12 protein-coding genes are annotated in these 14,571 nt (G+C 35.4%); 9 read left to right on the forward strand and 3 right to left on the reverse strand.

The window, feature by feature from the left end; genetic code table 11:
• Positions 1-173 precede the first annotated feature (173 nt).
• The gene (locus FYJ50_RS03365) at positions 174-3,401 is read right to left on the reverse strand and encodes an ABC transporter permease (RefSeq protein WP_154459619.1); all 3,228 of its coding nucleotides are present in this window, start codon (positions 3,399-3,401) and stop codon (positions 174-176) included.
• On the reverse strand, positions 3,401-4,105 hold the full coding sequence (locus FYJ50_RS03370; RefSeq protein WP_154459620.1) for an ABC transporter ATP-binding protein: 705 nt from the start codon (positions 4,103-4,105) through the stop codon (positions 3,401-3,403). The genes FYJ50_RS03365 and FYJ50_RS03370 overlap by 1 nt, the downstream gene beginning before the upstream one ends.
• A 72-nt stretch (positions 4,106-4,177) precedes the next feature.
• Here FYJ50_RS03370 and FYJ50_RS03375 point away from each other — a divergent pair, with 72 nt between their 5' ends.
• From FYJ50_RS03375 to FYJ50_RS03395, 7 genes are all read left to right on the forward strand, one after another.
• Entirely contained in the window at positions 4,178-5,032 is an 855-nt protein-coding gene (locus FYJ50_RS03375) for a DegV family protein (protein WP_154459621.1), read from the forward strand.
• 2 nt (positions 5,033-5,034) lie between these two features.
• Positions 5,035-5,886 (forward strand): DegV family protein, encoded by an 852-nt coding sequence (locus FYJ50_RS03380; protein ID WP_154459622.1) that lies wholly within the window; start codon positions 5,035-5,037, stop codon positions 5,884-5,886.
• A gap of 177 nt (positions 5,887-6,063) precedes the next feature.
• Positions 6,064-6,183, forward strand: a complete 120-nt coding sequence (locus tag FYJ50_RS10875; RefSeq protein ID WP_205946404.1) for a helix-turn-helix domain-containing protein — start codon at positions 6,064-6,066, stop codon at positions 6,181-6,183.
• A 332-nt stretch (positions 6,184-6,515) separates the two neighbouring features.
• Positions 6,516-7,118, forward strand: coding sequence for an RNA-guided endonuclease InsQ/TnpB family protein (locus FYJ50_RS10515; protein WP_338082993.1), 603 nt, complete (start codon positions 6,516-6,518; stop codon positions 7,116-7,118).
• Positions 7,115-7,222: a zinc ribbon domain-containing protein gene (locus FYJ50_RS10880; protein ID WP_205946405.1), complete on the forward strand. Its 108-nt coding sequence runs from the start codon at positions 7,115-7,117 to the stop codon at positions 7,220-7,222. The genes FYJ50_RS10515 and FYJ50_RS10880 overlap by 4 nt, the downstream gene beginning before the upstream one ends.
• Positions 7,223-7,349: 127 nt before the next feature.
• Complete coding sequence (locus FYJ50_RS03390; protein WP_154459623.1) at positions 7,350-8,054, forward strand: nitroreductase family protein; 705 nt, start codon at positions 7,350-7,352, stop codon at positions 8,052-8,054.
• Positions 8,051-8,905, forward strand: a complete 855-nt coding sequence (locus FYJ50_RS03395) for a DMT family transporter (protein ID WP_154459624.1) — start codon at positions 8,051-8,053, stop codon at positions 8,903-8,905. Before FYJ50_RS03390 ends, FYJ50_RS03395 begins: the two co-directional genes overlap by 4 nt.
• Before the next feature lie 17 nt (positions 8,906-8,922).
• On the opposite strand, the gene FYJ50_RS03400 is transcribed toward FYJ50_RS03395, so the two are convergent.
• Entirely contained in the window at positions 8,923-10,155 is a 1,233-nt protein-coding gene (locus FYJ50_RS03400; protein WP_154459625.1) for an MFS transporter, read from the reverse strand.
• 144 nt (positions 10,156-10,299) lie between these two features.
• Here FYJ50_RS03400 and FYJ50_RS03405 point away from each other — a divergent pair, with 144 nt between their 5' ends.
• Both FYJ50_RS03405 and FYJ50_RS10820 read left to right on the forward strand, forming a co-directional pair.
• Positions 10,300-13,212 carry an acyl-CoA dehydratase activase gene (locus tag FYJ50_RS03405; RefSeq protein WP_154459626.1) on the forward strand — a complete coding sequence of 971 codons (2,913 nt, stop codon included), beginning with the start codon at positions 10,300-10,302 and terminating at the stop codon, positions 13,210-13,212.
• Entirely contained in the window at positions 13,213-14,463 is a 1,251-nt protein-coding gene (locus FYJ50_RS10820) for a 2-hydroxyglutaryl-CoA dehydratase (protein ID WP_338082657.1), read from the forward strand.
• The last annotated feature ends 108 nt before the right edge of the window (positions 14,464-14,571 follow it).

Genomic DNA, 14,571 nt, shown 5'->3' on the forward strand with positions numbered 1-14,571 from the left:
TACATGATGTGCAACGATTTATATAGCGACCGACGTAATGAATAATAAAAAACTCATCTATACAATTAAGTATAAATGAGTAAATTAGAATAAATATTAATGAGTCCAAACTTTTGGGTTCACTTCAAAACGTGCTCTTTTATTATTGAAAATATCTATAATAAAAGCAGTAGTTATTCTACTGCTTTTAAAGATTCAACCATTTCAACTTTTTTTAACTTCTTTCTCATAAATAGATTGATGATCATATTAAAGGCGATGGTCATAATAAAACTGATTATAAAACTGGATGGTTTTATCGTTCTACCAAACATAATGTCATCCATTTCTGCCAGATTCATAATTAAATGATGTAAACCAATTCCCAGAATCAATCCGGCAATAGCTCCAATAACTGTTAAAATTGTACTTTCACGATTCACATAAGCACTGACTTCATGAGGAAGGAAACCTAATACTTTAATTGTTGCGATTTCTCGAATACGCTCAGAAATATTTACATTGCTTAGATTATAGAGAACAACAAAGGCTAAAGCTGCTGCACATCCAACCAACAGTATAACGATCATTGTTAGACTGGAAACAATGGATTGAAAATTTTCTTCTAGACTGGAGTAGAAAGTGACACTTTTCACATTGTCTATTTTCATTAATGTATTTCCAAGTTTCTTTTCAAAGGTATCAGACTGATCCTTTGTTTTTAACAGACAAACATAGGAAGTAGCAGCCTTTGATTTCCAGGATCGATATGTCTTTCGAGATACAAATATATGGTGTCCCACATAATTTTCATATATACCTGTTATTTTACAGCTTAATTCTTTACCATCCGTATCTTTAAAATGAAGGGTATCTCCAACAGAAAGCCCAACTTTATCGGCTATTTTTTGTGATATGATGATAGAATCTTCTTTCATCTCTAAATTTTTATTTGAACGTGCATCCTTGAAGGTAATATACTTTCCAATCTTGTCAAAATCATCAAGAATATGAATGGTTGTACTCATATCTTTATCATCAATGTTAACCGTACCTGCCATCTGTTCTTCTTTTAAATACGACTGGATGCCATTTATTTTATCTATTTCTTTCGTTGAAGGGCCACTAAGCTTAATAGAAGCATTGTACTGGTAAATCACATTATATTGCTGATGAACAATATCCGAAATACTATCGTTAATTCCAAATCCAGCTACCAGTAAAGCGGAACATCCTGCTATTCCGATAATGGTCATATAGAAACGTTTTTTATATCGGAATAAATTACGAGCGGTTACCTTATGTAAAAAGGCTAGATGATTCCAGATAAAGGATATTTTCTCAAGGAAAATCTTTTTACCGGCTTTGGCAGCTTTAGGTCTCATTAATTGACTTGGAACTTCTTTTAATTCCGATTGGATGGAATAATAAGTCGCAAGTAAAGTAACACCTATCATTGAAACAGAAGCCAGTAAAATCAGACCCGGCTGAAATTTAAAACAGATTTTCTCAAGATTGTACATCATATTCCATGCACTGTAGATGACTTTTGGAAAAATATACATCCCAATCGAACAGCCCAGAATGGAACCAAGAATACCGGCACTTAATGCATAGAACATATATTTGCTGGCAATCTGTCTTTTTGAATAACCCAGTGCTTTCAGAGTACCGATTTCATTTCGCTGTTCATCCACCATACGTGTCATAGTGGTCATACAAACCAGAGCAGCAACCAGGAAGAAGAAGACAGGAAAGACTTTCGCAATTCCGTCCATACGATCGGCACAGGCACCATAATCGCGATAAGAATAATGAGAATTTCGATCCAGTACGATCCATTCTCCTTTTATTGAATCGATCTGTTCCTGATTTTTCTGGATTTCTTTTTCATACTTATCTTTTGTTTCTTCCAGCTCTTTTTTGCCATTTTCCAGTTCCTGTTTTGCCTGGTTCAGTTCACTTTGGGCCTGCTGAAGCTGTGCCAATCCACTTTCATATTGTGCCTGTCCACTTACCAGCTGATTATAAGAAGCATCCAGCTGGGCTTTGGCATCTAATAATAATTCTTTATTCTTTAACAATTCTTCTTTTTGTGCACTTCCCTGATGAATCTGCTCAATGGTCTGATCAATCAAAGCAATATTGGCATTGCATTCATCAATCTGGGCCTGAATACTTTCTTTTGTATAAGAAGATAACAGTTCAACCAGACTAGCCAGCTGTTCTCTTTGTGCAATAATCGCATCACTGGCCAGTCCATTTTCAATTAACCAGTCGATTGCCTGTAATGTGGTATTGTAGAAATCGATATAATCCAGTTGTTTATTTAAAGACTGAAGCTGACTGATGGCATTTTGAAGCTGTACTTTATTGGCTTCTAATGTTGGCAAAGAAGCTTCTCCCTGTTCAATTTGAGCCAAAGCATTTTCAACCTGTTCTAAATCGGAATAAACATGAGCATTTTCATTATATTTTGCCCATCCTGCATCCAATTGTGCTTTTGAATCCGCTAATGTTTTAGAAGAAGCATTGATTTGTGCCTGACCATCGTCAATCTGAGCCTGGGCATCGTTTAATTTTTTCTGAGCCGCATCCATTTCTTCATATAACTGATCTTTTGCTTCATTCAATTCATTCTGAAGTTTTTGAATACGAGCTTCAATTTGAACAGGGCCTAATTTTTCAATTTTTTTAAGTACCGGTTCAATTAAATCAAAATATTCATCACTATAGGTATTTAAGTCTTTACTTCCCTGAACGGATACATCGATTTCTGTATAATAATCCAGAAGGAAATCGGAATCCATAATATAAATGAAATTATTTACAGAACCAGAACCAATGGAAGAACTTCCTAGTTCATAAGATAAATAATTTGGGTTGTAACATGTACCTACAATTTTATAAGAATCATATTTAAGTGAATCTTTTATATTTTCATCTCCCTGTGAATACAAAGTAATCGTATCTCCGATTGAAAATCCACCATACAGTTCAGTCGTCGCACTATCAGCCTGTACAAGACATTCTTTTTCATTTTCAGGCATACGACCATCAATCAGTCGAATCTGGTTTAATTCCTGATCTTTTTGATAAGATAAAACTTTTATGACCAGTTCACTGGCTTCTTTCTGGCACAAAGCATCGATTGAATATCCAGCCTGAACTGATTGGACATTATCCAAATCTTCAATTTCTTTAATATCTTCATCATATAGTCCTAAAGTAGAATACACTTGTATATCCTGAACATGGTATTTATCGAAATACTGGTCTGCACTGTATTTCATATCGGGAGCACTGGCTTTAATACCAGCAAAAAAAGCAGTACCAATGGCAACAATCATCATTATCGATAAGAAACGACCGAAAGAATGTCGAATCTCCATTAAAATATTCTTTAAAAATGTTTTTGGCATTAATATTCGATCCGATCTACATCCATTGGATTTTCATTGATGGAAATACTATCAATTTTTCCACTCTTTACTTTAATAACTTTATCACCCATTGGACACAATGCTAAATTATGAGTGATTACGATGACTGTTTTCTGTTGCTCCTTACATGCTTTCTGTAATACTTTTAATACCTGTTTTCCAGTTTGATAATCTAATGCACCCGTTGGCTCATCGCAAAGCAGAAGCTTTGGATTTTTTGCTAAAGCTCTGGCAATGGCAACACGCTGCTGTTCTCCACCAGATAACTGAGAAGGAAAGTTATGAATTCTTTCACTTAAACCAACAGAGGCAATGGTTTTATCAATATCCAGTGTATTTTTACAGATTTGACAAGCCAGTTCCACATTTTCTCTTAGTGTTAAATTTTGAACAAGATTGTAAAACTGAAATACAAATCCAACATCATATCTTCTATATAATGTCAATTCTTTATCGTTATACTGACTGATTTCTTTTCCATCAACAATAATTTGTCCTTCTGTAACTTTATCCATTCCCCCCAGTAAGTTTAGAATCGTACTTTTACCAGCACCCGATTCTCCACAGATAATGACAAATTCTCCTTGAGAAATCGTAAAAGAAACACTATCCAGAGCATGAATCTGCACTTCTCCCATAGTATATGTTTTTCTTACATTTTTAAATTGTATAAAGTTCTCCATATCAATATTATATCCTAAAAATATATGTAATTCTATTTAAAAGAGTGTACAATAATTAAATGGAGGAATGATATGAAAATTAAAGTAATTGTAGATAGCGGGTCTTGTTTGAGTCAGCAGCAAGCCCAAAGAGCCGGACTAGAATTTCTTCCCCTTCAGGTAATGATTGAAGATAAAACGTATCTGGATGGAATTGATTTAATGACAGAGTCATTATATGACGATTTAGATAATGGATTTATGCCACAAACCAGTTTGCCACCACTGGCAATGATCAAAGATTTATTTGATCGACTGGAAAAAGAACAGGTCAGCGATGTGATTCTGATTACTTTATCCAGTGGATTGTCCAGCACCAATGCAACGATACAGGCAATTTCAAAGGAATATCAGATAAATGTTCATACTTTTGATATTTATTCTACATTGGCAGTGGAACAGTATCTGGCATTGAGTGCCATTCGTCTGGTAAAACAAGGTGTTGAAATCGATGAAATTATGAATCGTTTAAAAGAGAGCATGGAACATTCCAAAGGATATCTGATGCCAGAAAATTTAAATCATTTAGCTAAAGGAGGACGTTTATCTTCAGGAGCCGCCAAGCTGGCAGGAATGTTAAAGATCGTTCCTATTTTAGAAGTGTCAAAAGATACCCAGGGGAAAGTCGGAAAAGATGGAGAAAAAGTCAGAACGATGACAAAGGCCATTGGCAAAGTATGCAAATCTATGATCCAGGATATTAAAGATGGAGAATACGAAGTATATGTCCTGGATTCAAGGAGTGAAAAGTATGCACAGATGGCTGAAGATTTATTCAAAGATGAAGGCATTGAAGTGCATCGTATGTCTATAGGAGCTGTTATTGCTTCTCATACAGGAAATGGAGCCATTGGGATTCAATATATTAAGAAAGTGAAAGGACATTAATTATGAGAGTAGCATTTGTAACCGATACAGGAACAGGGAAAAGCTGTGAACAATGGGAAAAAGAAGGAATTTTTTGTCTTCCGCTGCAACTGGAATGTGAGGGTATTTCCTATGATGAATACCAGACAATTACCCATGAACAGGTGATTCAAAAATTACATGAAAAAAAGATATTCCGTACTTCTTTACCAAAATTAGGTTATATTCAGGATTTATTTGAAACATTAAAGGAACAAGGCTATGATACAATTTTTGCCATTCCCATCTGCAGAGGATTATCGGGTTGTTATGATGCACTGGAAATGATAGCCAATCAGCTGGATCTGACTTTTATAGGAGTGGATTGTTATGTGACGGCAGTAGTCCAGACTCGAATGATTCAGGTGGCAAAACAGATGATCGAACAAGGTCATTCTTTAGAAGAAACGAAAGAATCCGTTCAGACCATTGCGGATTCTGCGGATACGATTCTGATGTTTAAAGATTTGCAGCATATGAAAAGAGGAGGACGACTGACACCTGCTGCAGCTGCATTAGCAGGTCTGTTAAAAATTGTTCCAATCTGTCATATTAATAAAGAAACAGGCGGAAAAGTGGATACTTTGGATAAAGTACGTACATGGAAAAAAGCGCAGGATAAAGTAATAGATTATATCATAAAAAAAGGTATGGATGCTTCTTATACATTTATTATTGCTCATGTAGATTGTTTAGAAGAAGCTAAAGAATATAAAAAACGGATCGAAGAAAGAATTTCTGATGTTCAGATTCAGATTATTGATCTGGTAACTGCTGTGGGGATTCATACAGGATTGGGCTGTTTAGCTTTACAGGTGTTTAAAAATATAAAATAGAAAGAGAAATCTTTCTGTTTTTTTTGTGGAATTAGCGAGGAAACTCGGTCCTTCAGGGCCGAGATGAATCGCCTTTTTTTGGAAACTGTAATCCATTATCAAGTACTATATGATATAATATATAAATAGAAAGACACGTCAAAAGGCTTACATAACCAGAAAAGAAGGAGTCATCCCATGACAAAGATTAAGAGGGGCTTCCAAATCTGCCTGTATCCCAACGATGCTCAGAAACAGCAGATTGCTGTTTCGTTTGGCTGTTCAAGATGGCTTTGGAACAACTTGCTGGCGATGTAGAAAGAACGGCACGACAATGAGCCTTCTGCTCCATATCTGAGTGCATTTTCCATGAACTAGCTTATCAAACAGCTCAAGAGAGAATATCCATGGCTAAAAGATGCGGATTCAACCGCCCTGACTGGAACAACTGAGAATCTGCATAAGGCTTATACCCGTTTCTTTAAAGGACAGACCCGTTTTCCAAAGTTCAAGTCAAAGAAACATGAGCAAAGTTACATTTCCAAATGCGTCAACAATAACATTGTTATCATCACATCCGCATTCCAAAGCCGGGTTCCGTATACTTTAAAGCTTGAAAACTCCCTCATGGACGAATCTGTTCCATTACCATCAGACAGAAAGCATCAGGAAAATACGAAGCATCTGTTCTTTGCGAATATGAAGAAGTTGATCTTCCAAAGACAGGCAAATCAATCGGCATTGATGTCGGGCTCAAAGATTTTGCAATTCTTTCTGATGGCACGAAGATCAACATGCCTCGCTTTGACAAGGAATCCGAAAAACGTCTTCGTTATTGGCAAAGACTTGCTTCAAGAATGTTTCTGTGGGTTAAAGAGGCAATGAAAAAGAATAAGAATCTGCGGTTGACTGATTTCAGGAACTACCAGAAAGCAAGGCAGATGTGTGCAAAGATATACGAATATATTGCCAATCAGAGAAAAAACTATCTGTATAAGCTGAGTACATGGCTTGTAAAGACATATGATGTGATTGTGATTGAAGACCTGAAAGCCAAGGGAATGATGCACAATCATCATCTGTCAAGAGCCGTTGCGAATGTTTCCTGGAACATGTTTGTAAACATGCTTGCCTACAAATGTCTGTCTTATGGCAAGAAAATGATTCGTGTTAATCCGAAATACACAAGCCAGACATGCAATGTATGTGCAGCGTCAACAATCGCATGGGTTATAACGCATATGGATAGTTGAAGGTCAGAGAATGGAACTGTCCTGAGTGTGGCACTTACCTTGATCGAGACGTCAACGCTGCAATCAATATCAAAGAAACAGGTTTGGCTGTAGGCTTAGCCTGAATGGATACAAGAAAAGGCTTTGAACGAGCCATGGTAAACAGTTGAGCCTCTGGCTGTAAAGTATGCAGCTAAGTTTGACGTTCCCAGAAGCCCTGTCCCTTTAGGGACGGGTAGTTCACGGAGGGTTATGAAAGAATATATATATAAAAGAAAAAGTGTACGAAATTATAAAAAAGAAAGAGTAAAAGAATTGGATGTGATTGAATCGTTTCTTTCAGAAATTGTTCCATTGGATGCATCTATTCAAACGAAAATTAAAATTGTAGAAAAAGATCAGATACACACAATTTTACCTTTTAAAACATTAAATTGTATTGAAATTACTTCTGAAAAAACAATTCAGGGAAGAATGAATGCTGGATTTATGGGAGCACAACTGGAACTGTATCTATATTCATTGGGTCTGGGAGCCTGCTGGATGGGAATGGCTTCTTCTAAAGAAGAAAATTATTGTATATCATTATGTTTTGGATATCCAAATACATCTTCTTATCGTGAAGTATTGCAGTTTAAAAGAAAAGAATGGTCTGATTTTAGCGATCAGCTGGATGAAAACTTAAAACCAGCTTACTATGCGCCAAGCTCTATGAATTCCCAGCCTTGGTATTTTACCCATGAAACCAATAAAGTACATCTATGGTATATACCTAAATCCGGAATGTTTCATTCTTTAAAGTGTACACCGGATAAAAACAATCAGATTGATTTAGGTATCTGTTTAGCTTATTTATATGTAAGCCATAAAAATATGAAAATTTCAAAAGAAAAGAATAAAAAACATCTGAATTATTTATATATATGTACAATACAATTTAAGGAGGAAGAAAAATGAGTCAGAAATATAAAGGGATTTTATATATAATTATTTCCGCTTTCTTTTTTGCTCTAATGGGTGTATTTGTGAAATGTTCAGGAGATATTCCTTCAATTGAAAAAAGTTTTTTTCGAAATCTGATCGCCTGTCTTTTTGCACTTGTTTTACTGATTCGATCAAAGGAAAAGATCATCTATAAAAAAGAAAATCTTCCTTTATTAGTATTAAGAAGTACATTGGGTACCATTGGGATCTTATGTAATTTTTATGCCGTAGATCATCTGATCTTATCCGATGCATCTATGTTGAATAAATTATCTCCCTTTTTTGTAGTTTTATTTTCTTATCTGTTTTTAAAAGAAAAAGCATCCCTTTTTGAAATGGGATGTGTAACGATTGCTTTTGCGGGAAGTTTGTTTATTATTCGACCCTCTCTGGATTTTGTATCCATTTTACCAGCAATCATTGGACTGATAGGGGCCATTGGGGCAGGAAGTGCCTATACTTGTGTAAGAGCGTTATCTTTACGAAAAGAAAAAGGAACGAAGATTGTCTTTTTCTTTAGTGCTTTTTCCTGTCTGGTAACTCTTCCTTATCTGATATTTAATTATTATCCCATTTCTTTAAAACAATTTATCCTTTTACTATGTGCTGGACTTTGTGCAGCAGGGGGACAATTTTCAATTACCGCTGCCTATGCCAATGCTCCTGCAAAAGATATATCCGCTTTTGATTATTCACAGGTTTTATTTTCTACTCTGTTCAGCTATATGATTTTTCATCAGATTCCCACTTCTTCTTCATGGATCGGATATCTGATTATTATCACAACTGGTATTTTATTATTTTTAAAACAAAGAAAAAAATAAAGTGGTTCAAAACCACTTTATTCCATTTTTGATACTTTATTAAAAATGAAGAAACCAATTAGAAACAATACAGATATAGCCGCTACTCCAATATTCTGATGACCTGTAATCTGTGTAATGAAACCAATTAAGAAAGTTCCTAAGAAACTGGCTCCTTTTCCACAGACATCAAACAATCCAAAATATTCTCCACTGGAAGCATCTGGAATGATCTTGGCAAAATAGGAACGAGATAAAGATTGAATTCCTCCCTGGAAACATCCAACCGCAAATGCCAGTAACCAGAATTCCCATTGTTTATCCAGTTGAATCGCAAATACGGCAATACAGAAATAAGCCAGGATTGCGATTTTGATCAGTTTTTCACTTGATCCTTTTTTAGATAATTTTGCGAAAATCAGACTGGCAGGAAAGGCAACAATCTGTGTCATTAACAAAGCCAGTAATAAACCGGTTGTATCCAGTCCTAAACTGGTCCCATAAGCAGTGGACATATCAATAATGGTATAAACACCATCAATATAGAAAAAGAAAGCCAGTAAGAATAAAAAGATTTTTTTATCTTTTTTTGCATTCTTTAATGAATGATACAAACGCCCAAATGTCTGTTTCAGTACATGATCCTGTTTTTCAATATAAGATTTCTGTTTATAAGAAATGGCAATTGGAATGGTAAAAGCAATCCACCATACTGCATTTAAGATAAAAGCAATCATCATAGAAGTCGATATACTGAAACCAATTTTTTCTCCAATTAAAACCAATCCTAAGCTGATGATAAAAGGAACACAGCTTCCAATATATCCAAGTGCATATCCAATAGAAGAAACATTATCCATTCTTTCATCCGTTGTTACATCATTTAACATAGAATCATAGAATACTAAAGATAAGCTGTAAAAGACTTTGGCACATACAAATAACAACAGGAAGTATTTCCAGTTACCAGGAATCCAGAAAGCGGCCAATCCTAAAGCACCTAATAATGCGGAAATAAAGAAATACCGTTTTTTCTTATCTTTATAGTCGGCAAGTGTTCCAAAAATTGGACCTGCAAAAACAACAATGATGGTGGCAATGCTTGTGGCATAGGACCAGTAGGTTAAATAATCGCTTTCAGCGATTCCTGCAGCCGATGAGATAGAATTAAAATAAATAGGAATAATGGTTGTACATAATAATATAAATGCAGAATTTCCTATATCATACACGATCCATTTCAATTCCAGAGATGTGAGTTTATCTTTCATATTAAACCTCTTTTCTTACAGAATAATGATAACATGAAAACAATGTAAACATGTAAATATTTTGAGAATAAAAGTAAAATATATTCTTAATACTTGATTTTTTTGTAAAAAAGCGTTAAAAAGAATTATCAATAGGAGTTAAAAATGAAGTATAAAATCGGATTTGATATAGGAAGTACAACGATTAAAGCCGTTGTTTTAGATGAGTACAATCACATTTGTTATAAAAGTTATGAACGACATATGGCTCAGGTACGCCAGAAAGCACTGGATAAATTAAGAGAATTAAAGTGTTATACCAAAGAGCCTTTTCAGTTTGCCATTAGTGGGTCGGGAGCTTTGGGTTTATGTGAACAGGGAAATATTCCTTTTGTTCAGGAAGTATTTGCTTCGGCTCAAGGAGTGCATACTTTCTTTCCAGAAACCGATGTGGCTATTGAATTAGGTGGAGAAGATGCGAAAATTCTGTTTTTTAAAGGAAGCATTGAACAAAGAATGAATTCTACATGTGCTGGAGGAACAGGGGCCTTTATTGATCAGATGGCTTCTTTACTGGATATGGATCTATCTCAGATGAATGAAGCTTCTTTGCACTTTCATCGTTTATATCCAATTGCTTCTCGCTGTGGAGTGTTTGCGAAAACAGACATTCAGCCATTGATCAATCAGGGAGTGGATAAAGCTGATCTTTGCGCCAGTATTTTTCAGGCCGTTGTGGATCAGACCATTACTTCTTTAGCACAGGGAAGAAAAATTGAAGGAAATCTGTTATTTCTGGGAGGACCGCTTTATTTCTTAGAAGGATTAAGGAATCGATTTAAAGAAACTTTAAAGATGGAAGAGGATCAGATTACCTGTCCAGAAACAGCCATTCATTTTGTGGCTTTAGGAGCGGCATTATGTGCTAAAGAATCATTCACGTTTGAACAGCTGGAACAGAAATTACTGGATCTTGTGAATCAGCCCATCACTTTAGAAGAATCTTCCCCTTTATTTGAAAGTGAACAGGATTATGAAGATTTTATGAAAAGACATCGTTCTCATGATGTTCAACATGCTTCTTTAAAAGAATATAAAGGAAAAGCTTATTTAGGAATTGATTCAGGATCCACTACAACCAAACTGGTTTTATTAAGTGAGGATCATAAAATTCTATATGATTCGTATTCATCCAATAAAGGAAATCCGCTGGATGTTGTTTTAAAAGAATTGAAAACAATATATCAAATCAATCCGGACATCTGCATTGGGGGAAGCTATGCAACTGGATATGGAGAAGAACTGATGGTCCATGCCTTCCATCTGGATGGTGGAATCGTTGAAACAATGGCTCACTATACAGCGGCAAAAGCGTTTAATCCAGATGTGGATTATATACTGGATATTGGAGGACAGGACATTAAATGTTTTAAGATCCGAGATGGACATATTGATGACATTGTATTAAATGAAGCCTGTTCTTCAGGATGTGGTTCCTTTATTGAAACTTTTGCCAAATCACTGGGATATGATGCCAAAGAATTTGCGAAGATTGGATTGCAGGCAAAACATCCAGTTGATTTAGGAACTCGATGTACCGTATTTATGAATTCGGGAGTCAAGCAGGCACAGAAAAATGGAGCGAGCATGGCAGATATTTCTGCCGGATTGTGCCGTTCGGTTGTAAAAAACGCATTATATAAAGTCATCCGTGCTAAAAATAAAGAGAATATTGGTAAAAATATAGTGGTTCAGGGTGGAACGTTTCAGAATGATTCGGTTTTAAGAAGTTTTGAAATGGAACTTCAAAGAGAGGTTATTCGTCCAAGCATTGCTCATTTGATGGGGGCTTATGGAGCAGCTTTATATGCACAGGATCTGCATCCGGAAAACAGTTCTCTTTTAACATACGATCAGTGTTGTCAATTTACTCATGAATCTAAATCGATTGCCTGCCAGGGGTGTACAAATCATTGTTCTTTGACTGTAAATACTTTCTTTGATGGGACGGTATTAGTTGCAGGAAATAAATGTGACAAAATGATCAAAACAAAGAAAAACAATCTGAATTTACCCGATCTATATAAAGATAAAATGGAATTGATCCATCAATATATAGATAAATATAAACATGAAAAGAAAATAGGAATGCCTCTTGTATTAAATAATTACGATTTGCTGCCTTTTTGGTCTGCCTTTTTTGATGCTTTAGATTATGAAGTAATCTGGTCTAGTCCATCAACGAAAAAAATGTATCATCAGGGACAGCAATCTATTCCAAGCGATACAGCCTGTTTTCCAGCAAAAGTGGTCCATGGACACATTGAACAGTTAATTGGCAAAGTGGATACGATTTTCTATCCTTGTATGACATACAACATAAATGAAAAACAGTCCGACAATCATTATAACTGTCCATTGGTTGCGTATTATCCAGAAGTGATTGCAGGGAACATGGACTTAAAAAACACAAAAATTATTTATCCGTATTTAAGCTTTGATGATGTGAAAACATTTGTGAATGCACTGATTCTTCATTTTAAAAAAGCAGGTATTTCTTTTACCAGAAAACAGGTTTTACAGGCATTAGATAAAGGAAAGGAAGAATATTTACATTTTAAGGATCAGCTTGTTCAAAAACATATGCAGGCTGTAGCCTTTGCCAGAGACAATCACTATCCGATTATTGTATTATGCGGAAGACCGTATCATTTAGATCCGCTGATCAATCATCAGATGAATCAGCTGTTAACACAGTTAGGATTTGTTGTAGTGAGTGAAGAAAGCGTTCCAAGACTGCAAAGACAGAAAGTCAATGTATTAAACCAGTGGACATACCATGCCCGCTTATATCAGGCAGCGCGTTATGTCTGTGAGAACGAAGATATGAATTTAGTACAGCTTGTCAGCTTTGGATGTGGAATTGATGCCATTACAACCGATGAAGTAAGAGATATATTACGTAAAAAAGATAAATTCTATACACAAATCAAAATTGATGAAATTGATAATTTAGGAGCAGCTCGGATTCGGCTTCGTTCTTTAAAAGAAGCCATTGCACAAAAGGAGGGAAGATAAATGGCTTATGCGAAATTCAAAAAAGAAATGCGTGAAGATCATTTAATTTTAGCTCCCAATATGCTTCCTATTCATTTTAAATTATTGACACCTATATTAAAGATGAGTGGATACAATGTAAAAATTTTGACCAATGCTTCCGATTCCGTAAGAGAAGAAGGGTTAGCTCATGTTCATAATGATACGTGTTATCCGGCTTTACTGGTAATCGGTCAGCTGATCGATGCTTTGAAAAGTGGTCAATATGACTTAGATCATGTATGTCTGGCTATGACACAAACTGGTGGAGGATGTAGAGCCAGCAATTACATTTCTTTATTGCGAAAAGCTTTGGAGATGGAAGGATGGGAAGAAAGGATTCCCTGTCTTTCAATTAATTTTTCAGGATTGGAAGAAGACAGTGGACTGGAAATCACTCTTCCTATGATTTTGCATGTCATCTATGGCTTACTTTACGGAGATGCATTGATGTGGCTAAAAAATCAGGTGAAGCCATATGAATTGCATAAAGGAGATACCGATCAGGCTATAGATGAAATCGTTGATGAATTGATTCATTTATTTGAAAATGGAGGATATCAAAAATCAAAAGTCATTTATCAGAAAATGATTCGACGTTTAAAACAGGTTGAGCAAGATCGTTCTGTACAAAAAATCCGAGTGGGAATCGTAGGAGAAATTTATATGAAATATTCTCCTTTAGGAAATAACAATCTGGAAGATTATCTGATTGAAGAAGGTTTTGAACCGGTTCTTTCAGGGGTGATGGACTTTATGCTGTACTGTCTTGAAAATGGATTGATCGATTATGAATATTATCATATGCACAAGAATACAAGATGGATCTATTCCATTGGGAAAGATGTAATTATGCGTATGCAGAAAACATTTCGAAATGCGATTCGAAAAGATGGAACATTTTTAGAACCGGATGATTTTGAAGAAGTCATTCGTAATGGAAAACCATTTATCAATCCAGGTGTAAAAATGGGAGAAGGATGGCTTTTAACAAGTGAAGTCGTAACTTTGATCAAATCTGGAGTCAATAATGTGATCAGTGCTCAGCCTTTTGGCTGTTTGCCAAATCATATAGTGGCCAAAGGTATGGTTCATAAAATAAAAGAACAATATCCAAATGCCAATGTTGTAGCCATCGATTATGATCCAAGCGCTTCTAAAGTAAATCAGGAAAATCGAATCCGTCTGATGATGGCCAATGCGAAATTAATGAGTGAAATAAGCGAAAAGTAATATTTCACTCTTTACTTTTATAAAGGATTATGATAAATTTATTGAGCAAGTTTGCGCTTGCTCTCTGTTTCTTTTTATAAGAAACCAAAAGTCCAAAGGGAGGTGTAC

This window comes from Floccifex porci (genome assembly GCF_009696175.1).
Taxonomy (GTDB): Bacteria; Bacillota_I; Bacilli_A; order Erysipelotrichales; family Erysipelotrichaceae; genus Floccifex; species Floccifex porci.

Excerpts from the sequence above, each read along its gene's own strand:
- FYJ50_RS03405 (WP_154459626.1), top strand. The coding sequence starts at position 10,300 with ATGAAGTATAAAATCGGATTTGATATAGGAAGTACAACGATTAAAGCC.
- FYJ50_RS03400 (WP_154459625.1), bottom strand. The coding sequence starts at position 10,155 with ATGAAAGATAAACTCACATCTCTGGAATTGAAATGGATCGTGTATGAT.
- FYJ50_RS03390 (WP_154459623.1), top strand. The coding sequence starts at position 7,350 with ATGAAAGAATATATATATAAAAGAAAAAGTGTACGAAATTATAAAAAA.
- FYJ50_RS10875 (WP_205946404.1), top strand. The coding sequence starts at position 6,064 with ATGACAAAGATTAAGAGGGGCTTCCAAATCTGCCTGTATCCCAACGAT.
- FYJ50_RS03370 (WP_154459620.1), bottom strand. The coding sequence starts at position 4,105 with ATGGAGAACTTTATACAATTTAAAAATGTAAGAAAAACATATACTATG.
- FYJ50_RS03380 (WP_154459622.1), top strand. The coding sequence starts at position 5,035 with ATGAGAGTAGCATTTGTAACCGATACAGGAACAGGGAAAAGCTGTGAA.
- FYJ50_RS03395 (WP_154459624.1), top strand. The coding sequence starts at position 8,051 with ATGAGTCAGAAATATAAAGGGATTTTATATATAATTATTTCCGCTTTC.
- FYJ50_RS03365 (WP_154459619.1), bottom strand. The coding sequence starts at position 3,401 with ATGCCAAAAACATTTTTAAAGAATATTTTAATGGAGATTCGACATTCT.
- FYJ50_RS03375 (WP_154459621.1), top strand. The coding sequence starts at position 4,178 with ATGAAAATTAAAGTAATTGTAGATAGCGGGTCTTGTTTGAGTCAGCAG.
- FYJ50_RS10820 (WP_338082657.1), top strand. The coding sequence starts at position 13,213 with ATGGCTTATGCGAAATTCAAAAAAGAAATGCGTGAAGATCATTTAATT.